The organism is Halomonas sp. MMH1-48, assembly GCF_022348105.1.
Lineage (GTDB): Bacteria > Pseudomonadota > Gammaproteobacteria > Pseudomonadales > Halomonadaceae > Vreelandella > Vreelandella piezotolerans.
Window position 1 is genome coordinate 1 of record NZ_JAKRFL010000028.1, and the last position, 20,359, is coordinate 20,359.

Here is a 20,359-nt window from a genome sequence, read left to right on the forward strand (position 1 = left end):
GGAAGTGTGTCTGAACGACGGGAAGTGGTTAAAAAGTAGGCAGTTTAAACCGTGCCAATAGGTTTTTAGTAGCATTACGTCTTGGGTAAGATACTTGCTGAGGTGCTATGAGAAATCCGGGCTAGACATTGGGCTTGATTTTGTCTTTTATGCGTCGGTAGTGCTCGGCTTTGCGCTGGCAGACCCTGCGCAGAATGCACTGCCTGCTGCGCTGCTGCTCTTTGCGTTCATTGGCACCGGCACATCATTTTTGGCCTTCGCCATCGCCGCCAAGGCCCGGCAGATAGAACGGCCTAACTTTCCTAAAAAAGCCTTTTACTATTTAGAAGGCTTGACCGAGGGCACCGAAACGGTCGCGGCGTTCGTGTTGTTCTGTTTGTTCCCCACGGCGTTTCCCTTGTTGGCTTGCCTGTTCGCTGCTGCGTGCTTGATCACCACCATCACGCGGCTCTGGGGTGGCTACTGGACACTGCGTTCATGACCCGATCATGTCATCATCGTTAACATTTTGTATAGCTTTTATGAACTCCTTTTCGGTACCGCTGGTCTATGATGTGGGTATGAGTTCATCGCGCTCGTCAGGGCATGAAACTTGGCGCAGCTGTACTCTCTGAGGGGGGATCGACCACATTACCGACCGTTTGGGAGGTTGCATGATCCGTCAACACATCTACCAGGGCACCCAGCCTGGCAGCCGAGAGCATCTTGAGAAATTTCTTATGGAACAAAAGCATAGTCGTGCAAAAGCAAAACAACCTGACGTAGTGACCGTTGCCACCGTGTCATTCTTCACAGGCTGTTTGGTCACTTTGCTAGCCACTATGACGCTCTAATGATAGATGCTGAGCGCTCCATCACAGCGAAAATCCCCACACAAAATGTGGGGATTTTTTATGGCTTTTGATCCATGTGAATTTTTGCAGACAGTCGAAAACGGTGATTGATTCTCACCAATCTCTGTATTACTCTCGAAGAGTACAAGACGCGTACAAATAGCGTTTCGACACTTACGCTGCTATTTCGAGCAGCCAATGGCATTCACAAGGAGTCGTGGCATGCATACCCATTCTCTGGTCGATATCTCGCAGGCGGGCCTTGAACTGGCCATTCAAGAAATCAAGGAAGAGATGTTCGATACACCGCAGTGTGACTACACCATTGCCAAACTGCTGAGCCATTGTGGCCAGTTTGAGGCGGCTGAGCGCCATATTGATGACATGTTGTTGAAATGGGGCGCTTCTCCCGATGTGCTCGCCCTTACCGAACAGGCTTATGCCGACATGGCACGTTTCAGCGTCGATCAAACGGCTAACGCCTTGTCAGCAGCCAACCGCGCCTCCGTGGCACAAGCCAGCGCCGCTGCTTGAAGTGTTTGAACGCTCGTCCCTAACGAGCGATGCGAACGGCCTGCCGCTCTTCGAGTGGCAGGCCGTTTTTATGATTAGTCTAAATGCTCTAGCGTCACCACGATATCTTGGGTAGAAACATCGACGTTCCAGAAGGTATAGCTGTCATCGTCCTCGTCGACCAAGCGAATATCGAATAAGGGACTTTTATACCCCGTTAGCGTCACGCGCTGGGTATCCCCATTCATCAACACGTCGCTGCCCAGCACGTCCTCCTCCCAACTTTTCGAATCCGCCGGGCTCACGTACATATAGTAAATGGTGTAGCCAGTACGGTTGGTGATATCGACGTAGTAGTCGGCCGCCATGACGAGCGACGAGCTGCACAGCATCAGCAGTGCAGCAAACAACACTTTCATACGCATGAAACGTTCCTTCTTCTTCTTTTGTGATAGGCGGGAAGTAGCACTAAAGCCACGCTGCGATGATGCCCCGCAGCAAGCGAAGTATAGTCTGGCGCTCATCTCTGTGACAGCGGGTGCCGATTTTTGGCACACCCACCCCAGAGAAGCCCTCAACTGATAGAATGCTGCCCCTTTCAGGCGCGGTAGCGGTTACTGCCGCATCGCTTACCCCCTTTTACTACCTGAGAGTCACGCAATGTTTGCCACCGCTACCACCGTTTTTCGACCCTTGTTACGGCTGGGGCTTATTCCTCAAATCGTCATCGGTATTGTCGCTGGGGTGCTGTTGGCCCTACTAGTACCCGACATAGCCAGCGATGTAGCGCTTCTCGGGCAGCTTTTCATTGCCGCGCTGCAGGCCGTGGCACCTATTTTGGTCTTCGTACTGGTGGCGGCGGCCATTGCCGCCCATCAGGCGGGCCAGCCGACCCATATTCGCTCGGTGCTCTTACTCTACGTCGCAGGTACGCTGATTGCCGCGTTGATTGCCGTAGCCGCAAGCTTCGCACTTCCCACGGAGCTGGCCTTGGATGCGGGACAAGTCGACGGCAACCCGCCAAGCGATATTTTTACCGTGCTGCGTGACTTACTACTCAACGCGGTGGCGAACCCTGTGACGGCTCTGATGGACGCCAATTTCATCGCCATTCTAGCCTGGGCCATTGGTTTGGGGTTGACACTTCGCCAGGCCAGCGACACGACTCGCCAAGCGCTGAGCGATTTATCGGCGGCGATTACGCGTATCGTCACCCTGGTGATTCGCTTGGCCCCCCTGGGTATTTTCGGCTTAGTGGCCGGTACACTCGCGGAGTCTGGCGTTCAGGCACTGCTGAACTACGCCCAGCTATTGGGGGTGATCGTTGGCTGTATGCTGGTCGTTGCGCTAGTAAGTAACCCGCTATTGGTCTACTTGGCTACCCGCCAAAATCCTTACCCGCTGGTGTTTGCCTGCCTACGGGGCAGCGCCATTACGGCGTTTTTCACTCGCAGCTCGGCGGCCAACATTCCGGTCAACCTGGAACTTTGCCGCCGTTTGGACCTGGATGCCGACACCTACGCGATCTCCATTCCGTTAGGTGCCACCATCAATATGTGCGGGGCGGCGATCACCATTACCGTGATTACGCTGGCGACTACGCACACCCTGGGAATTAGCGTGGACTTCCCCACCGCGCTGCTGCTCTGCATCGTATCGGCTCTGGCGGCCTGCGGCGTGTCTGGCGTGGCGGGCGGTTCGTTGATGCTGATTCCCATGGCCGCCAGCCTGTTCGGCATTCCGACCGAAGTGGCCATGCAGGCCGTCGCCATTGGCTTTGTGATTAGCGTGGTGCAAGACTCTACCGAAACGGCGCTCAACTCCTCCACCGATGTGCTGTTTACCGCCGCCGCCTGTCGAGCGCGCAAGCCTGATTAACGCTCCTTTGTGGCTCGTCGATTGACAGATCGCTGTTCCTTATATAGAACGTTCTATAAAAGGAACAGCGAGGACGTCCATGGACGAGCACTCTCTTGTTACGCTAGGCCAACACCTCCAAGCGCTTCGTAAAGCGCAGGATTTATCGCTCTCGCAACTTGCCAACGCGGCGGGCATCGCGAAATCCAACCTATGCCGCTTAGAGCAAGGCAATGGCAACCCGACGCTCGACACGATCTGGCGGCTGGCCGTCCAACTCAACGTTCCGTTTGGCACCCTAGTTGCACCGATTAGCGTGCCGCTCGGCGAGGATGGCGTGCAGGTACAATTGATTGACCAAGGTAAAGGCGCACCACAGGTAGATGCCTACTGGATGCGCTGCGCGCCCCACACCCTGCGCCACGCCGAGGCCCACACACCGGGCACCCAAGAGACGCTGACGCTGATCAGCGGCTATTTGGAAGCCGGACCAGAAGGCGCAACGCTCTCGCTCGCTCCCGGCGATAGCGTCACTTTCCCCGCCGATCAGCCACACCTTTACCGCACTCAGGCGGCAGAAGCCACTCTGCTGCTCACCGTCACCTACGGGCTAGAGGGCACCCGCTCATGAGCCAGCCAGCCGATCACACCGTTAACGCCCAGCACTCATCGCTGCGCTCTGCCTTACAGGGTGTGCGTGAAGCCATTCCGCTACTAGGCGGCTATATTCCAGTCGCGCTCTCGTTTGGTTTGGTCGCGACGCAGGCCGGTTTTACCACCTGGGAAGCCGCCGCCATTTCAGCACTGATCTATGCGGGTGCGTCGCAGTTTCTGTTCGTGGGCATGATTGCCGCGGGCGCACCGCTGTGGCTGGTGGTCATCATGACGCTGCTCATCAACGTGCGCCACGTGGTGTACGGCCCCAATTTGGCCGCGCTGCTGCCCCGCAGCCGCCACTGGCCTTGGTTGATGCACGGCCTGACCGACCAAGTCTTTGCCTTGGCACTCACACGGCTACCCCAGCTACCGGAAGTCAAGCGGTTCAGTTGGTTCGTGGGTGCCTCGCTGCTGGCGTGGGCGGTGTGGATCATCGGTACCATCGTCGGCGCGTCCGGCGGCGAGGCGGTCACCGCCCGCTGGCCGCTGCTGGGGGAGATCATGCCCTTCGCCCTTCCAGCCCTATTTCTTACCATGGTGGCACCGCGCTTTACCGACCAGCGCTGGGCCGCCGCCGTGCTGTGTACCATCCTTGCCGCGCTGGCCTTGAACTTGGCCGGGTGGAGCAATGTCGCGATTCCGCTGGCCGCCGCCTGCGGCGCGCTGTGCTTTTATACGGTCACGTTCCAACCACGGAGGAGCCGCCCATGAGCAGCACCATGTGGATCGCCGTCATTATCTGCGCACTCGGCACGTTGCTGATGCGAGTGGTGCCCTTTTTATGGATGCAGCGCCGTCTTGGTAGCGCAGCGGGCATGAATGCCATGCCCCAATGGCTGGTGATTCTGGGCCCGATGATGATTGCCGCCGTGTTGGGCGTCTCGATCGTACCGGTCAACCCCAACGCCATCTCTTGGCTCGCCACAGCGATAGGCCTTGGCGTCACGCTATTGGTGTGGCGACGGCTGCGCTCACTGGGCTGGCCGGTGGCCGCCGGGGTGGCGATGTTTGGTGCAGTAGAGGTAGCGGCTGCTCTCCTTTGAGAGCGCGGCGACTGACGCACCCCCGCCCAATCACAACTGATAACTATTTGCATTAAATACCTTTAACATGGCATCATCCCCCTCTGGCTAAGGCGTCATAGCAGCACGTCTGCTTTGCCATATCCCCATGACATCTCAGAAAGCGGGTTTCATGCCGAACGCGACCTCCAACGGCAAAAAAGTGCTGATCAGCGTGCTACTGGGCACCTTTACCGTCAGCCTCAATAACAGCGCTCTTAACCTAGCCGTCGCTGACCTCATGGTGACGTTTAACGCTAGCGCCACCCAGGTCAGCTGGGTGGTGACCATCTTTATGATTGCCATGGCGATGACAATGCCGCTAACGGGCTATTTAGCGGGCAGATGGGGGCGAAAAACGGTTTACCTCGTGGGCCTGTGCGGTTTTTTGGCCGGCTCGGGGCTGGGTGCCTTTGCGCCACATCTCAATGGCATCATCGTAGCCCGAGGCGTGCAAGGAATCGCCGCTGGCTTGATGATTCCGCTGTCTCTGTCGTTGATTTTTTCTGCTTACCCGCGCGAACAGCGGGGACGGGCCAGCGGTGTGTGGGGCTTTGCCGTGATGATGGCGCCCGCCATCGGACCGGCGGTGGGAGGGCTACTGCTGGAGGTCAGCCAGTGGCGCGCCCTGTTTTTGATGAATATGCCCTTCGCGATCCTAGGGCTGATATGCGGCTATCGTTATTTATCCGCCGACTCGCGGCCGCCTCGACGCCAGTTTGACTTACCGGGCTTTTGTCTCATCACGCTGGGTATCGGGGGCGTACTGCTGTCTCTCAACGGCGTTGAAACGTTATCAGACCTGTTGCGTCCCGCTACTCTCGTACCGCTCCTGCTAGGTGCCATCGCGTTAACGCTGTTCATACGCGTCGAGCGACAGCAGGCTCAGCCGCTACTCGACCTGTCACTGTTTCACCACCCTCGCTTTCGCTACAGCGTGCTGCTCGCCTGTTTGCAATCGATCATCCTGTTTGGATGCATCTTGTTAATCCCTCTGTGGATGCAGAACACGCTGGGCTTTAGCCCGCTGACGACAGGCCTCGTGTTTCTAGCCACTGCGCTGGCTGCCGCTGCCTGTTCGCCCATTGCAGGCCGCTGTATCGACCGGGCACCCCCTCAATGGTGTATTGGTTTAGGCCTGATTGCCACGGTCATCAGCTTGATAGGCCTCGGCACGCTGAGCGCGGCTACCTCCGTTTGGATCATTGCAGCCTGGATGGGGCTTCGCGGCATGGGGTTGGGGTTCGCTTACTTACCAGCGACCACGGTGGGCATGAAAGATCTTCCTGAGCAGCAGGTGGCCCAGGCCTCGGCCATGAACAACATGGCGCGTCGACTCGTCTCCTCACTCGGAGTGGTCGCCCTATCGGTCTACTACGACATGAGTGTACGAGCATCCCTGGACCTGGGCATCGCCTACTCCGAGGCCAGCGCCTCTGCCCTGCACGTGTCCTTTCTTGTCTTGGCGGGTATCGCGCTGGCCTGTCTCCCTTTGGCGTGGATGTTGGGGCGCACAGGTGCCTCGTTGAACATGGCGATACCTTCCTCCTCAAACGGCCAGCCGCAAACGTCGCTTCAAGGAAGAGCCAAATGACCCCCTTTCAAACGCACCGAATCACCTGGCGACCTTCATGGGGCAAAACGCTGCTGAGCATTGCCTTCGTCGTGAGCTTGATGGGCGCTACCTGTGCCGCCCAACCCCTTAGGAGCCAAACATCCTCCGTTGAACGCGTCGTAACGCTTTACCAAGGAGCCACCGATAGCGCCGTCGCCTTGGGGATCACTCCCATTGGCGTGGTGGACTCATGGTTGGAAAAACCCATGTATCGCTACCTGCGCGACGAATTAAACGACGTGCCGCACGTGGGCCTGGAAACACAGCCAAACTTGGAAAAAATCGCTTGGCTGAACCCTGATGTCATCGTGGCCACGGATTTTCGTCATCAGAGAATACGGCCGTTGCTGACAGCCATTGCCCCCACTGCCACGGCCGATAACGTTTATGACTTCAAAGAGACGCTGACCCTGGTGGCTGATGCCACAGGTCGCGAGGAAGCAGCCAATGCGTTACTGCGCGATTGGGCGACACGTGTCGACGACTTTCACCGACAGATAGCAGACGCGCTCGGAGACGCGTGGCCGCAAAAAGTCGCGGTGATCCGCTTCAAAAGTGATCACCTGCGTATCTACTCGGGCGGCTTTGCAGGCTATATTCTCGACGAGCTAGGGTTCGAACAACCCGACACCTTGAACACGCACGGGTGGGGCATGAAGCTTTCCAGCACGGAGAACATCCCTATGTTGGATGCCGATGTCATTTTCGTGCTGCTGGAGCCGGACCCCGCCATTCTCGATAACTACCAGCACTGGTCGTCCCACCCTTTGTGGCAGCAGCTAGAGGCCGTCGAACATCAGCGGGTATTCGAAGTCGACCCCGTCAACTGGATGATGGGCGGCGGTATACTCGCCGCCAATGCCATGCTCGATGACCTGTATCGCCACTATGGTCTTGAAGGCATCGAGCAAGGTGATGCGCTTGCTAGCCGCCAGGAGACGCAGGATGCTAGATAGCCACCTCGCTAAAAGTCTCGGGCTGCTGTTTGGGGTGATGGTGACCTGGAGCGCATTTTTAACCAGCACGCTATCAGGAACGAGCGATATTGCGTGGCACGCGCTGTGGTCAACCTTACATCACTATGATCCCGGCAATGTCGCACACATCATCCTCATCACCGAGCGTCTACCGCGGGCGATCATCGCAGCGTTAGTGGGTGCGAGCCTCGCCATTGCCGGGGCTCTGATACAAACCATCACACGCAACCCGCTGGCCTCACCTAGCATCCTAGGCATCAACGCGGGGGCCATGTTTTTTGTCGTGGTGGCCGTGTCTTTACTGCCGCTTTCAGCGCCTGCCCACTATGTCTGGGCGGCGCTTTTCGGTGCATCGGTGGCGGCGCTCTTAGTCATTCTGCTCAGTAGAGGACGACGCGGTGAGCTATCGCCGCTGCGCGTCGTACTGGCCGGGGTGGCCGTGACGGCCATGTTCGTCGCCTTTAGCCAGGGGCTCCTGGTGATCGATCAGCAAAGCTTCGAAAGCGTGCTCTACTGGCTGGCAGGCTCGGTATCCGGGCGAGAACTTGCGCTGGTGGCTCCTTTATTACCGCTATTTGGCGCAGCGCTCCTTCTCTGCACCCTGCTGGTCCGTCATGCCAATGCGCTCTTGTTAGGCGATGACATGGCAACAGGTCTGGGGTTACAGGCCACCACGATCAAACTGCTGCTTGGGCTCGTCGTGATCGTATTGGCGGGTAGTTCCGTGGCCTTGTCGGGGATGATCGGGTTCGTAGGGTTGATCGTTCCTCACATGGCGAGGAGTCTGTTTGGTATCGATCACCGCTGGCTGTTGCCCGCCTGCGCGCTACTGGGCGCCAGCCTTCTATTGCTGGCAGATGTGGCGTCGCGATTTTTAATTGCTCCCCAGGAGATCCCTGTAGGCGTGATGACCGCTTTGCTAGGGACGCCTTTCTTCATTTATCTGGCGCGACGCAACATGGCAGCCCAATGACATCGCATATTTCACGCTCCTTTATCTCTTCTGAACAGCGCCATGACGATCGGTCGCTGCTCACGGTCGTCAGTTTGGCCGTTTTGCTGTTTGCCAGCGCGGGCGTATCGCTGAGCTTGGGGAGCTTTCCTACCGCGTTCGTGGACGTTGTGAAGGCGTTAGCAGCGCCGCAAAGTAGCGACATTGCGTTTATCGTTTGGGAGTTACGCCTACCGAGAATCGTGCTGGCAATCTTGGTGGGTAGCGCCTTGGCGATGGCAGGTGCTCTCTTGCAGGGTATCGTGCGTAATCCCCTGGCGTCTCCTGACGTCATCGGCATCACGAGCGGTGCCGCCCTTGCGGCGGTTCTATTTTTAGCACTGCTTAGCAGCATCTTTAGCATTCATTGGCTGCCACTCTTTGCCATGTTGGGTGCCCTGGTATCGACCTTGCTGGTCTTTACACTCGCTTGGAAAAATGGGCTGCACCCGTCACGTATGGTACTCGTGGGCATTGGTTTGGCCGCGGCCATGGGCGCAGGCACCACGCTTTTAATCGTCATTAGCAGCGACGCTGCGGCCATGTCGGCCTACGTCTGGCTCACCGGCAGTTTGTATGCAGCCCAGTGGCGGGACGTCTATGGCTTACTGCCGTGGCTGGTGGTGACCACACCGGTATGTTTGGCCTTCGCCCGCCATGCAGATGCCATGGCGCTGGGGGATCAGGTGGCACAAGGGCTAGGCGTCGCGGTGATACGTAGCCGAGTCATCCTACTGGCCTGCGCTGTGGTGTTGGCAGGCGCTGCGGTGGCCTATGCAGGGGCCATCAGTTTCGTGGGCTTAATAGCGCCGCATATCGCGTCTAAATTCGTGGGACGCCATATGGCACGCCTCCTTCCCGTATCGGCGCTGGTCGGGGCACTGATCGTCCTATATGCCGATTTGCTAGGCCGGGTCGCTTTTCTTCCCAAAGACCTGCCCGCAGGCATTTTCGTGGCCGGCATCGGCGCGCCCTTCTTCGTTTATTTACTTCACCGCACGCGCTATTAGCGCGCTCGAGGTAAACAAAGAGAGTCCCATGTTCCATGTCCTTCCCCGTCAAGAAAACATCACCCCCCAGCAGCGGCAACGATTCGAGGACATTGCCACCTCGACACTCGGACATTTTACCGATATCGGAGCCATCGCGACCCTTCTGCCACTCAAGCGCCCTGTTCGGCTTTTAGGCACGGCCCTCACGGTACGCATTCCCCATGTGGATGGCAGCATCATCCGTGAGGCGCTGATCATGGCACGCCCAGGCGACGTGCTGGTGATCGACGTCGGCAGCGATGTTCAACGTGCCTGCTGGGGGGAGTTTCGCGCTTACGCCGCCTTACAAAAGAGCTTGGCGGGCGTGGTGACGAATGGACCGGTCACCGACTGGGCCTATCTTTCTCAGCTGCCGCTCCCCACCTTTGCACGGGGAACAAGCCCGTTAACCACCCGGGCACTCTCGCTAGAGGGTGAAATCAATACGCCCGTCACAATCGAGGGGTGTGTCATAACCCCAGGGGATCTGGTCATTGGAGATGACGATGGGCTCTTCGTGGTGCCTCCTCACCGCGCAGAGGCGCTAGCGAGTGCTGCAGAGGAAAAGCAGACGCAGGAGGACGAGAAGCGGCGAGCGCTGAAAGCAAACCATCCCGCTTGGTTTTGCTAATTCGGCATGTTGATTGAATAGCCGCCTAGCAGATCTACTAGGCGGCTTTTGACTCAGTGCTCCGTGACCGCTTCCTGGTGGCGTTGCTGCTTCGAAACGATAACTTGGCGAAGCGGATTACAGGTTGCGCTGGTGCCGAAGGGCATACTGCCTGGCCCCCCCGCTCGCTCGATGATGGGTGAAATCAGGCGTTTATAGGGCCACTGCTCCTGTTCGAACAACTGCTTTAGCAGTCTATCCCGGTCATGTTGGTCAAAAGCAACCTCGTTCAGCTGGGCTCTCAACCGTATCGCCAACGTCTCCCATAGAGTGTGCGCCGAGACTCCGTAGTAGCCTACCAGCGCGTCGATGATGGCGCGTAGATTGACTTGAATGGCAAGGGTTTGCAGCCAAAACAGCAGGGCTTCCAGGCTATCGTGGTAAAGGGTATTGGAGTGACCTTGCTTGATGCGGTAGCACGGGTCCTGCATCCCATGCTGTTCCAACCGCTCAACGCAGATACGCAGCGAGTCATGATCGCGTAACAGCACGCCGTGACACCGGCCTGATTTAAAGACCATGACCGCATTCTGCCCATGGACTTCTGCCAGCATCCCCAACCGAAACAGGCGTAGGTTGATCTCGAAGAAGCGGTCGCACAGCTCGCCGAAGAGGGCTGTCACGGATGATGCACTCGCAGGCCACTCCCGCTCGGCTAACCAGTCATCGAACACATGGTGCTCACCACCCGGTAGTGGCGTTCCCAGCGTGGCCATGGGCACCAAACGCACGGTATCGTCTTCCAGTAACTCAGAGGGGTAGCTACGCACCATGGCCGACAGGTGACGAGGCGCTTCATCAAAGAGCGTTGCCCCTTGCGGCATATACGCCCACCACTTGCTTTCATCACATAGATAGAGGCCTTGCGCTAATCGAGCGTCGCGTGCCTTGGCCTGCTGCAGCAAGCGGGCACTGAGATCGCCATTGATCATTTTCACGGCCGGTAAATAGCGAGAAGCCCCCAGAGAGTAAATGGCCATGGGCAGTTTGAGAAAGTGCGGACTGGCCGTGGTGGGCGCAAGCGACCGTAACGAGGAGGTGGCTAGCCAGGGTTCCGTGACGGTCGTGAGTGACACGCAGGCACCGGCTTCAAAGGCGTCTTGCAACCAATGGGGCAACGCATGCTCGTACTGCCACGGATGTACCGGAATGGCGGTATGCGTATGCGCTAGGCCTCGCTCGACCATCTCCTGCTCCAACATCCCAGCGCTGGTCTCGCTGGCGAGCCAGCGCACTGGCAGCGGCGTTTCTTCGTTGACACCGTCACCACTGAGCAAAGCGTTATTGTCGATGGCGACCCAACGGAGTTCGATAGGCAGATTGAACTCCGCCATATAGGCGTGATACTCCTGATTATTCAACCCCTGCTTGGCTTTCGCCGTGGGGTGATAAGGGCGATCCAACAGCGATGCCCACTGCTCCATCACAGCAAAATGATCAGCCGTGGCAAGCGCTGGCAAACCCGCCGTTCTTACCTGATGCTTCACCGAGCTGGTCGCTTGCCAAAGCGTATCGGAGAGCGCCTGCAAAAATACTTCCTGCCCCTGGGTTAGGGCTGCGTCATCCCCGCCTCCGTTAGCAAAGAGGTAATGCATGAAGGCCTCAGGTGACAAAGCGTGATGCTGACCTGCGGCATGGTCGACCAACACGACCGGCGTCTGCGGCACTTTCTCCCAAGCCTGCGTGATACCAGGCTGAAGCAGCATCGCGACATGCCAACCCGGCTTTGCTGGCCAGCGCCAAAGACGCTGCGCGGGATCACGGGTAAAACCACCAAACAAGCCAGTCAGTGCTTTCTCGTCGTCACCGACGATGCTCCACTGCGCATCGAGCCCCTCTAGCAAGCCTTCTACCAAGCACCCATCGACCAAACATTGCAGAATCTGCTGTTGCGCATAGTGCTGAGCATTAACGGATGTCATGTGCCTAACCTCCAAAACGGTATCAGTAACGTGAAAACATCGATCAGTGTGAAACGTCTTTAGCTTCGTGAAGGCTCTTCTGCAGCGCGCGAAACGCAATCCCTCGTTCATCTCCCAGCATGAAGGTGCGAACACCCCGTGCCTGCCATCGCGCTTTAGCGCGGGATTGGCGGAGAAAGGCGCAATAAGGGATGCCGAATGCCTGGGCCGTCTGCTGAACATGCTCGAGCGACTGGACGACGTCTGGATGGTCGGTTTGCCACGTCACCCCCAGGGACTGGGAAAGATCCGCCGCACCCTCCAGCACCATATCCAAGCCAGGCACGGCACAAATCGCTTCGATTTGCTGCACGCCTTGGTGGCTTTCAATCATGGCAACGACCATCGTTTCTTGGTTGGCTTGCCCCACGTACTCGGCGAGAGAGGACTTACCAAACCCTCCAGGGCGACCGGCGTTGAGGCTTCTTGCTCCCTCAGGCGCGTATTTACAGGCAGCCACCGCGTCGGCTAACGACGCGGCCGACGCCACATTGGGCAACACGATGCCTTGCGCACCGCCGTCCAGCAGGCGCAGCAGCTGTTTGGGGTCCGTATCCGCCACTCGAACCAGTGGCGTCATCCCATAGCTCTCTGCGGTACGGATCATGTGTTCGATGGTTTCTGGGTTGATCAGAACGTGCTCGGTATCGATGACCACGTAGTCAAAGCCTGCTTCTCCGATCAACTCAATCGAGGCAGCAGTCGGCATGGAGGCCATCACCCCGTAGACTTCCCTGCCCTCTAGCAGCGCACGCTTTAGCTGATTCGTTCTCAACATACGCGCGCTCCTTCAGGTGCATAGGCGGCCAGTGGGTTGGGCACCTTTTTGACCTGGGGCTGCTCGTCTCCAAAGAGACGGCGACGAGTCAGTGCCTCTACCTCCCACTCTGGAGTAAACACGTCAAAACAGCGATAGCGCTCAGCGTGCTGGGGATGCTCGCGCTGGTACTCTTTGACGACCTCTGCCGCCATGGCCCAAAAGTGCGTCTCCTCCAAGCCAAAGTGGCGCTTCAAAAAAATGGCCATGTCACCAAGCGCAATGAAGAAAAAGGCATCGCAAGAGTAGTCACGCACCGCTGCTAGATCATCGGTGACGATAAAGGAGTTGCGATTGAGCGCGGCATGGCGCGGAGGCACCGGCTCGAGCTTGGGTGCCAGCTCGGGCCGGGCGAGCTGCGCCTTGCTAAAACGTACGCCGTCATGAAAATCTTTGAGGGCAACGCGTGTAGGCCAGCCATCACGATGAATGACGACGATATTTTGCCCGTGGGACTCCATTCCGATACCTTCCGCAAACAGCAGATGGATGATCGGCAGCGTCGTGACGCGGATCAGTTGGCGCGTCCACGCAACGAGCCCGTAGCGCTCTACCCAGGGGGTGATGAATGGGTCAGAGGGCTCCCCTTGCGACGTGCGAGTAAGCTGGCTCAACCCGTTGAGTGGGGCAGCTTGCTCGCCCTCATGTAAATATTGGCGGATATTTTGTCGCCAAATAGCCCCGACCTTGCCATACACCTCTGCATAGCGCTTGTCAGCAAATGCGCGCTCATCCAAGGCCACGCCAGCGATCTCTCCCAATAGGACGAAACCCGCGGAGGAGGCGGTCTCATTCGTCTCGATCAGCCGCTGAAGCCACTGCGTGATGAGGGGGCCGTTGGTGACGGTATGGCGCGCCAAGATACGTGCGCTAGACGTATTCGTGATACTCATCGCCAGCTTGAGATAGGGCAGATGACGCGTTACCGGAGCCAGGGTACGTATCGACTGCTGAGGGGTATAAACCGCTTCGCCCTCCCCTAGGAAGGCAATATCGCCACTGGCAAGCTCGGGATAGAGCACCTCGACCAGAGCATTTTCCCACTGCCATGGATGCACGGGCATGAGCACGACCTCATCGCGCCGACGCTGCTGGCGTTCGAGATAGTCCTCCAACCTCGCCAGCACCTCAGGCCCGGCCTCCTCCATGGCCCGGCCTAGGCAGGTTTCTCCGTCCACCGCACTTGCATGAGCCAACTGGTTGGGCACTGCCAACCAAATGACACGCAGCGGTTGAGCAAACTCAGGGCCGTAGCGCTGATTATCCTGTAAGGAGAACCCCAGCCGTGACTTGTAGCAAGGATGGTAACTATGGGCATCCGTGAAATAGCGCTCTAATGCATCCGCCTCCAACGTTTGAGGCGATGCAGTGTCACTTAGCGCATACGTGGCCGATTGGGTGTCTTTGATGAGTGTCTGTACCAACTCGTTGACGAAGCCTGGCTGAATGGCTCCCTCCCCCAGCGTCTCTTCGAGATCCGTGATGAAGCACTGCAAACTGACGGTATCGGGTTGGTTCGGCACGCCACTCACCGAGAGCGTGGAATGGTCCAGGCGGATCAAATGGAAGCTGTGGCATACCCACCCATCAACGCTATAACAGCGGCTACCCAACGTGATCGAAAATCGTGACGCTCCAGCCCGCGTTGCGGCCGGGTTTGGCACGACGGTATAGCTCAGCACATCCTCATACAGCAGGGTTTGCAGCAGTTGACCAATGACACGCTGCTCGATACGGCGGTAGTGGCGCCAGCTATCCAAAGAAGAAAAGGGTGTGGAGACAACGGTGTTCTCGATGACCGCCCGCGTGGGCAGCCAAGTTGCTTGTGACGTCATGGAGTACCTACACAACATAGAGAAATGGATAACGATTAGCCTGAGTAGCCCGCAGCCAGCACGCGACGAGGCCCAGCGCGAGAAGGCAGCACTTCAGCGGTGTCCGTCACAAAGTGCTGAGCTGGCCGGGGATGGCAAAGGAAGTCCGCATGGGAAATGTTGTAGCCATAGGCGCCTGCCAAAGGCAGCACCAATAAGTCCCCCACCCTGACGCCACGCAGCTCTTGGTGTCGGCTCAATACATCTTTTGGGGTGCAAAGCTGCCCCACGATCGTCCAAGCGCGCTGTTCGCCGTTGCTCGATAGCGTTGGGTCGCGGGGTAAGTGAATGATCGGATGATCGTGCCCCTGCGCTGCAGGTAAGCGGAATTGATGCGTCCCCCCTCGACAGACTAAAAACCCTTCACCATGACTGACTTTGGTATCCAGCACTTCCATGACGTAGTAGCCACAAAAGGCAGAGAGATAGCGTCCGATTTCGAAACGAACGCGTGGGGGTGCGGACAGGGTGTCGAGCTGTTGACCAAGCGCGTGGCAGAGACTAGCCCAGTCGAACTGGTGGGAAGGCTGGCGATAATTCACCCCAATGCCGCCTCCTACGTTGAGCTGCGTCAGTTGCTCGGGATAACGTGCCAGGCTTCGCCACGATGGCCACCGCTCCAGGTAGAACGCGATTAACTGTTGATGGCGCTGCTCGCTTGTTTGGTGCGACATGGCATGCACGTGAAAGCCGCAGAGCGTTAGGTTTGGCGCGCTATCCACGGCGCTGACGGCCTTGGGGAGCTGTACTTCGTCGATACCGAACGGTGTCGCCGTGCCAGCCATGCGCAAACGACTGGAAAACGATGCCGGTAATTGGGGGTTGATACGCAAAAGAACGGGCTGTGTATGGCCCATCGCTGCAGCGATGGACTGCAAACGCGCAATTTCTCCGAGGCTTTCGACATGAAACGCCTCCACGCCCCGTTCGATGGCACTCCGCATGTCTGCATCCAGCTTGCCAGGCCCCGATAACACCCATGGCCGTGGCGTGGCACTGCGACACGCGCGCTCGATTTCTCCACCGGAAGATAACTCTAGGCCATCCACGATAGGGGCCAAGGTATCGATGATGGCGGGCTCGCTATTCGCCTTGATGGCGTAGTACAGCTCCACTCCAAGTGGCAGCGCCGCTTTCATGGCACGCGCGTGGGCGGCCAAGGCAGGCAGATCGTAGAAAAAGGCGGCCATGGGTTCGCTACACTGCTGTCGATATCGCTCTATTGCTGACAGGATCGTACGTGGCAGCGCATTTGGCTCAGCCATAGGCCACCTCCCGCCCCATGACCCGAAGAGCGTGCCAAGGGTTGGGCAAAGACACATACTGCGCCTGGCGATCAGCCTGAGCCATGAGCCGTAATTTGAAGTTGGTCTTGCAGGGCAGCGCGCCGCCTTGCAATAGCGCATCGAGCTCTGGCGCGGCTACCTCCAGCTGGCTACGCACATGCTGCAACGCCGTCGATGTGTCTTGCCATAACACATCCGCCAACGCGGGACGTCGCCAGCTCAGCGCGAGAATAGCCTCCGCAATGTGGTTGACGAACAGGCAGTAGGCGATTCGGTTCCAACCTTGCTCCCGGCTGTAGATCATGGAGGCTTCGACGCGAGGATGAAGGACTTCACCCGCCAACCAGGCGGTGCCCTTATCACGGGTCAACTTGACCCCCTCGAAGTCACGTAACAGCATTTTCTGGGGCGTTCCAGCCTCATGAATCAAGACGCAGTTTTGTAAGTGCGGCTCCATGACGATACCGTGCCGAAAGAACAGTCCCAGCACCGGTGGCAGCAGCGCCTTCAAATAGGCCTGAAACCATGCTCTCACTTGGTTCTGTTCAGGCAAGGTACTGGTACTGAGCGAGCCTTCATACGCCCGTGAAATGAAGGAGAGCACCATAGGCACCAGCGTCGTATCACGCGCAAACAGCGTCCCCGTCAATAAGCAGGCTTGAGGAGAAAACCGTCGGCAGAAATTTTCTCGCAAGATGATGCCCGTTTGTTCGCGGAACCAGCGCTGCTGCTCCTCATTGCCCTCGTTAGGCGTCCAATGCACCGTGGCGGGCTCCTCGGCAACGAATAGCGTCGCCAAGGAAGGGTCTTCCAAGCGACCCAGTTGATGCATGATGCGATCGATCACCAGCGTGCTTTCCAGCTCGTACCACGCGTTTTTACGCACGCAGTTGGTGATGCGCACATTGAGCGATCCTTTGATGAACCAGGGATGCCCTTCGATATACCACGTGCGCATGGAGGCCGTTGGCACTGCGCTAAAACCACTTTGACCAAGATCTCTGATCACGTTGCGCTGAAGCAGCGCTTGGACGGCAGACGATTGTTTGAACATGGCCGCTTGCACCGGATGCATGCTCAGCACGATGCGTTCATCGCTCCCGGCGGTCGCTTGGTCTGCCACGTAGGAAAGGACGTCCTCTTCTTCAACACGGTTGGCCTGAACGCGTACCCCGTCTGCGGGAAAGGAGAACTGGTAGAGCGAGGTGGCGACGCCACATTCCGGGGCGTAAGAAGGCATGCCATCAGCCAAGCAGTCATCAGGCCACTGGCGTGCTTTGGGCGTGGGATGATTCGGATGGCCAAACCATAACCCTTGCTCGCTGCTCGGATAGTCGGCTAACGGCTGCCGGTTAGATTGCTTGGCAGCATGTCTGACAATCTCAGCCATCACTTGACGACTCTGACGAACCTGCTGCGCCAACTCCTGATTGATGCCGGCATCGACTCGCGGCAGATGTTTGAGCAGACGGCTGATGAGCATCTCGGCACTAGCGGCCATCCACGTCGTGTCGTCTTTACTCTTTAAGTAAACATCGGAAAGATAATACTGGCTACCTACCGTCGACTGACGGTCGACCATCACCCATAAGTGAAGTGAGGTTGACCACTCGATCAGAAGAGGAATACCCGACAGCGCCTCAGGTAACCCGCGACGATGGCTCGGCCATTGAAACGCTAATCTTCGTTCAGGTATGGCGACTTCTTTGATAATACAGTTGAGTAACGCATGCACCGAGGCACACTGACTGATATCGCTCGCTGAGCGATGCTCCTGTGCGTAGCTCATATAGCCCCCGCAGAATGTCATCCTTTTGAAAGGTTTACTTACCTATCGATAGGTAAACCCACGCATCCATGGCTAGTCACATCGCGCGGTTTTTATTGTGTTACTGCTTGAACGAAACATTTTCCTTCATGCACGTTCAGTTGGTTGACGGCTAGCCACCCCTTCCATCGAGGAGTGGCCAGACGTTAGACAGCACAAAAACAAGACGCCGAAGCCTTAGAAATCCAGCTGATATCCCACCGTGAACGTGCGCCCACGACCGGTGAAGTAGTACTCATCGCTGATGCGAGCGGCTTGGGAGTAATAAGTGAGGTAGTCTTCGTCGGTCAGGTTCTCGATACCCAGCGATAGCTGCCCTGCGGGAAGCTGGTAAGCCAGCGAGGCATCCACCAACCCGTAGCCATCGAAGTCGAGCGCCGGATTATCGACGCTGCGGTCGAAGTAGTAGCGGCCCTGTAGGCGCGTCGAGAGACGGTCGTTCCACACGGCGCTCCAGCCCAACTTGAGCGTATCGGGCGCGATGTTGATCCCGGTGAGTTTGGTATCCACGCTGCCATCGCCGTCTTGGTCCGACTTACCTTCGGTATGGGCATAGGAGAGCGACAGATCATGCTGGTCATTGACCTGCATGTTGCCGGTCACTTCCACCCCTTGGATTTCGGTTTTTTCCCGACTGCCCACCCACGTACCGTTCTGCTCGGCCAAGCGCTGGCCAAAATCAGAGTTCGACTCGTAGTAGCTCACTTCCAGGCCGTAACGCTCCCAGTCGAAACGCGCGCCAATCTCGCGGTTATCGGTGACGATAGGCTGAAGTTGGAGCAGCGTATCGACATCCTGGCCTGGTTCGCTGATGCCCCGCAGCACGCGGCCCACGTCCGGCATGCCAAAGCCTTCCGAGTAACTGGCGTACAGCTGCGCCCACTCCGTGGCTTGGTACGTCAACCCCACGTTATAGAGCGTTTCATCGAAACTGGGGTTGCCGCCTCCTACCGCGACGTTGTCTTGAGTGACGTTGCTACGATCGATCGTCTCGTAGGCATCCACTTCAAGCTCCGCATGTTCATGGCGAACCCCGGCATGCAGCGTGAGCGGGTCGGCGATCTTGAACTGCCCCTGCAGGAACGGCGCAATGTTGCTGTAGCGGCTTTCCGGTACGTAGGTGCGCCCGGTCTCTACCAGCATTTGGCGGGTTTCATCCTCGAGGATGTCGAGCCCCACTGTCACACCGAGCCGGTCGTCCAGCATACCCTGGCGGTTCAGGGTGAACTTGGCCCCCTGCTTATCGGACTCGTTACGGGTTTGGTCGTACTGGGTATTGCCGTTGCCGTCCAGGTAAGGGAAGAATGGTGTGGTGGCAAAGCGCGCCCGAAAGCGCTGGCGGTACACCTGAGCATCGACCGCGTTGCCGTACCAATCCGCGTGGGAGTAGGCCAAGCGAGCCGTGGTCACTTCATTGAAGCCCGGGGCGCCATCGGGTGTGCCCCGCTCGGCGCTAGTGGGAATGCCTGCATCACGGTCGCCCACCACGGGCACGTAGTCGTCGCCCTCTTCCAAATCGAAATGATTGAGCGACAGCTCGATATTCTGATTGTCGTCGATCCAGTAGCCCAGCTTGCCGAACAGGTCGTAACTTTCGGAGTTTTGCAACTCGCCGGGGTAGGCAATGCCCACGCGGCGATCGCCGCCATCGTAAAACACGCCCCGCTCCTGGCGGGTGGCCGAGGCCACGAAATCCCAGTCGCCCTGCTGACCGCTAATGCGATAGTTGAGCTTGTTGCCCAGGCCTTCCGAGTGCAGGTCGTCGTCAATGGTGACGCTAATGCCTGCGCTTTGGCTAATACCGCCCCCTTCGGCCCGACGGGTGACGAAGTTGATCAAACCGCCGGTGGCCCCCAAGCCATGCTCGGCGCTGGCCCCGTGAATCACTTCAATCCGCTCGACCATGGAGAGGTCGATGGTGTAACTATCACGAGAGCTATCGCGCAGCGGATTGGACTGAGGCACGCCATCGATCAGGAACAGCGCATCGCGCCCGCGCAGCGTCTCCCCAGCGTTGGACAGCTTCTGACGGCTAGGTGAAAAGGAGGGAATCAAGTTGCTCAAGACCTGGCCAGGGTCGTCGGTGATGGCGATCTGCTGTTCGATCTGCTCACGCGTGATCACTGTCACCCGCTGCGGGGTTTGACCCTCTTCGCTGCGGCTACGCGTCGCCGTCACGACCATGGTGGGTGATGACTCGTTGAGCGCCTGCCCCACGTCAGTTGCCTCTTGCTGGGCATTGGCCTGAGTGGCCGCCACTAATCCTGCCAAGGTGACCGTTGGCCAGAAAGCGGCGTGTTTCATCGTTTGCATGTCTGCTCCCTTGCGTTGTGTGTTGCGTCGTGTCGATGAGCCCTTGTTGACTATCACGTTAGCGCGCACTGAAAT

Annotated in this window: 17 protein-coding genes and 1 pseudogene; 11 read left to right on the forward strand and 7 right to left on the reverse strand. The window is 57.9% G+C overall.

Annotated elements, in window-relative coordinates:
• Positions 1–121 precede the first annotated feature (121 nt).
• A pseudogene (locus MHM37_RS16165) lies at positions 122–481 on the forward strand (CDP-alcohol phosphatidyltransferase family protein); the annotation flags it as partial.
• A 574-nt stretch (positions 482–1,055) separates the two neighbouring features.
• Complete coding sequence (locus tag MHM37_RS16170; RefSeq protein ID WP_139526575.1) at positions 1,056–1,367, forward strand: hypothetical protein; 312 nt, start codon at positions 1,056–1,058, stop codon at positions 1,365–1,367.
• 74 nt (positions 1,368–1,441) lie between these two features.
• On the opposite strand, the gene MHM37_RS16175 is transcribed toward MHM37_RS16170, so the two are convergent.
• Positions 1,442–1,771 (reverse strand): hypothetical protein, encoded by a 330-nt coding sequence (locus MHM37_RS16175; RefSeq protein WP_239297329.1) that lies wholly within the window; start codon positions 1,769–1,771, stop codon positions 1,442–1,444.
• Between the two features lie 235 nt (positions 1,772–2,006).
• On the opposite strand from MHM37_RS16175, the gene sstT reads away from it, so the two are divergent.
• From sstT to MHM37_RS16220, 9 genes are all read left to right on the forward strand, one after another.
• Entirely contained in the window at positions 2,007–3,224 is a 1,218-nt protein-coding gene (sstT, locus tag MHM37_RS16180) for a serine/threonine transporter SstT (RefSeq protein ID WP_239297327.1), read from the forward strand.
• Between the two features lie 79 nt (positions 3,225–3,303).
• Positions 3,304–3,834, forward strand: a complete 531-nt coding sequence (locus MHM37_RS16185; RefSeq protein WP_139526572.1) for an XRE family transcriptional regulator — start codon at positions 3,304–3,306, stop codon at positions 3,832–3,834.
• Positions 3,831–4,571 (forward strand): AzlC family ABC transporter permease, encoded by a 741-nt coding sequence (locus MHM37_RS16190; RefSeq protein WP_239297325.1) that lies wholly within the window; start codon positions 3,831–3,833, stop codon positions 4,569–4,571. The genes MHM37_RS16185 and MHM37_RS16190 overlap by 4 nt, the downstream gene beginning before the upstream one ends.
• A complete protein-coding gene (locus MHM37_RS16195) occupies positions 4,568–4,903 on the forward strand; it encodes an AzlD domain-containing protein (RefSeq protein WP_153842636.1) in 336 nt (111 codons plus the stop codon). The genes MHM37_RS16190 and MHM37_RS16195 overlap by 4 nt, the downstream gene beginning before the upstream one ends.
• Before the next feature lie 151 nt (positions 4,904–5,054).
• Entirely contained in the window at positions 5,055–6,515 is a 1,461-nt protein-coding gene (locus MHM37_RS16200) for a DHA2 family efflux MFS transporter permease subunit (protein ID WP_239297323.1), read from the forward strand.
• The gene (locus MHM37_RS16205; protein ID WP_239297322.1) at positions 6,512–7,492 is read left to right on the forward strand and encodes an iron-siderophore ABC transporter substrate-binding protein; all 981 of its coding nucleotides are present in this window, start codon (positions 6,512–6,514) and stop codon (positions 7,490–7,492) included. The genes MHM37_RS16200 and MHM37_RS16205 overlap by 4 nt, the downstream gene beginning before the upstream one ends.
• A complete protein-coding gene (locus MHM37_RS16210; RefSeq protein WP_153842634.1) occupies positions 7,482–8,486 on the forward strand; it encodes an iron ABC transporter permease in 1,005 nt (334 codons plus the stop codon). Before MHM37_RS16205 ends, MHM37_RS16210 begins: the two co-directional genes overlap by 11 nt.
• On the forward strand, positions 8,483–9,514 hold the full coding sequence (locus MHM37_RS16215; RefSeq protein ID WP_153842633.1) for an iron ABC transporter permease: 1,032 nt from the start codon (positions 8,483–8,485) through the stop codon (positions 9,512–9,514). The genes MHM37_RS16210 and MHM37_RS16215 overlap by 4 nt, the downstream gene beginning before the upstream one ends.
• A 28-nt stretch (positions 9,515–9,542) precedes the next feature.
• Complete coding sequence (locus tag MHM37_RS16220) at positions 9,543–10,166, forward strand: RraA family protein (protein ID WP_139526566.1); 624 nt, start codon at positions 9,543–9,545, stop codon at positions 10,164–10,166.
• Positions 10,167–10,219: 53 nt separating this feature from the next.
• On the opposite strand, the gene MHM37_RS16225 is transcribed toward MHM37_RS16220, so the two are convergent.
• The 6 genes from MHM37_RS16225 to MHM37_RS16250 all read right to left on the reverse strand — a co-directional run bounded on the left by MHM37_RS16225 (position 10,220) and on the right by MHM37_RS16250 (position 20,284).
• Positions 10,220–12,127: an IucA/IucC family protein gene (locus MHM37_RS16225; protein ID WP_153842632.1), complete on the reverse strand. Its 1,908-nt coding sequence runs from the start codon at positions 12,125–12,127 to the stop codon at positions 10,220–10,222.
• Positions 12,128–12,170: 43 nt separating this feature from the next.
• Positions 12,171–12,944, reverse strand: coding sequence for an aldolase/citrate lyase family protein (locus MHM37_RS16230; RefSeq protein ID WP_153842631.1), 774 nt, complete (start codon positions 12,942–12,944; stop codon positions 12,171–12,173).
• Entirely contained in the window at positions 12,938–14,818 is a 1,881-nt protein-coding gene (locus MHM37_RS16235) for an IucA/IucC family protein (RefSeq protein WP_239297321.1), read from the reverse strand. Before MHM37_RS16235 ends, MHM37_RS16230 begins: the two co-directional genes overlap by 7 nt.
• A gap of 35 nt (positions 14,819–14,853) precedes the next feature.
• Positions 14,854–16,122: a type III PLP-dependent enzyme gene (locus MHM37_RS16240; protein WP_239297320.1), complete on the reverse strand. Its 1,269-nt coding sequence runs from the start codon at positions 16,120–16,122 to the stop codon at positions 14,854–14,856.
• Positions 16,115–17,932, reverse strand: a complete 1,818-nt coding sequence (locus MHM37_RS16245; protein ID WP_239297319.1) for an IucA/IucC family protein — start codon at positions 17,930–17,932, stop codon at positions 16,115–16,117. The genes MHM37_RS16240 and MHM37_RS16245 overlap by 8 nt, the downstream gene beginning before the upstream one ends.
• Positions 17,933–18,148: 216 nt before the next feature.
• The gene (locus MHM37_RS16250) at positions 18,149–20,284 is read right to left on the reverse strand and encodes a TonB-dependent receptor (RefSeq protein WP_239297318.1); all 2,136 of its coding nucleotides are present in this window, start codon (positions 20,282–20,284) and stop codon (positions 18,149–18,151) included.
• Between the last annotated feature and the right edge of the window lie 75 nt (positions 20,285–20,359).

Coding starts and splice junctions, on each gene's coding strand:
- MHM37_RS16205 (WP_239297322.1), top strand. CDS start 6,512: ATGACCCCCTTTCAAACGCACCGAATCACCTGGCGACCTTCATGGGGC.
- MHM37_RS16245 (WP_239297319.1), bottom strand. CDS start 17,932: ATGAGCTACGCACAGGAGCATCGCTCAGCGAGCGATATCAGTCAGTGT.
- MHM37_RS16200 (WP_239297323.1), top strand. CDS start 5,055: ATGCCGAACGCGACCTCCAACGGCAAAAAAGTGCTGATCAGCGTGCTA.
- MHM37_RS16215 (WP_153842633.1), top strand. CDS start 8,483: ATGACATCGCATATTTCACGCTCCTTTATCTCTTCTGAACAGCGCCAT.
- MHM37_RS16170 (WP_139526575.1), top strand. CDS start 1,056: ATGCATACCCATTCTCTGGTCGATATCTCGCAGGCGGGCCTTGAACTG.
- MHM37_RS16190 (WP_239297325.1), top strand. CDS start 3,831: ATGAGCCAGCCAGCCGATCACACCGTTAACGCCCAGCACTCATCGCTG.
- MHM37_RS16250 (WP_239297318.1), bottom strand. CDS start 20,284: ATGCAAACGATGAAACACGCCGCTTTCTGGCCAACGGTCACCTTGGCA.
- MHM37_RS16235 (WP_239297321.1), bottom strand. CDS start 14,818: ATGACGTCACAAGCAACTTGGCTGCCCACGCGGGCGGTCATCGAGAAC.
- MHM37_RS16195 (WP_153842636.1), top strand. CDS start 4,568: ATGAGCAGCACCATGTGGATCGCCGTCATTATCTGCGCACTCGGCACG.
- sstT (WP_239297327.1), top strand. CDS start 2,007: ATGTTTGCCACCGCTACCACCGTTTTTCGACCCTTGTTACGGCTGGGG.
- MHM37_RS16230 (WP_153842631.1), bottom strand. CDS start 12,944: ATGTTGAGAACGAATCAGCTAAAGCGTGCGCTGCTAGAGGGCAGGGAA.
- MHM37_RS16210 (WP_153842634.1), top strand. CDS start 7,482: ATGCTAGATAGCCACCTCGCTAAAAGTCTCGGGCTGCTGTTTGGGGTG.
- MHM37_RS16185 (WP_139526572.1), top strand. CDS start 3,304: ATGGACGAGCACTCTCTTGTTACGCTAGGCCAACACCTCCAAGCGCTT.
- MHM37_RS16240 (WP_239297320.1), bottom strand. CDS start 16,122: ATGGCTGAGCCAAATGCGCTGCCACGTACGATCCTGTCAGCAATAGAG.
- MHM37_RS16220 (WP_139526566.1), top strand. CDS start 9,543: ATGTTCCATGTCCTTCCCCGTCAAGAAAACATCACCCCCCAGCAGCGG.
- MHM37_RS16175 (WP_239297329.1), bottom strand. CDS start 1,771: ATGCGTATGAAAGTGTTGTTTGCTGCACTGCTGATGCTGTGCAGCTCG.
- MHM37_RS16225 (WP_153842632.1), bottom strand. CDS start 12,127: ATGACATCCGTTAATGCTCAGCACTATGCGCAACAGCAGATTCTGCAA.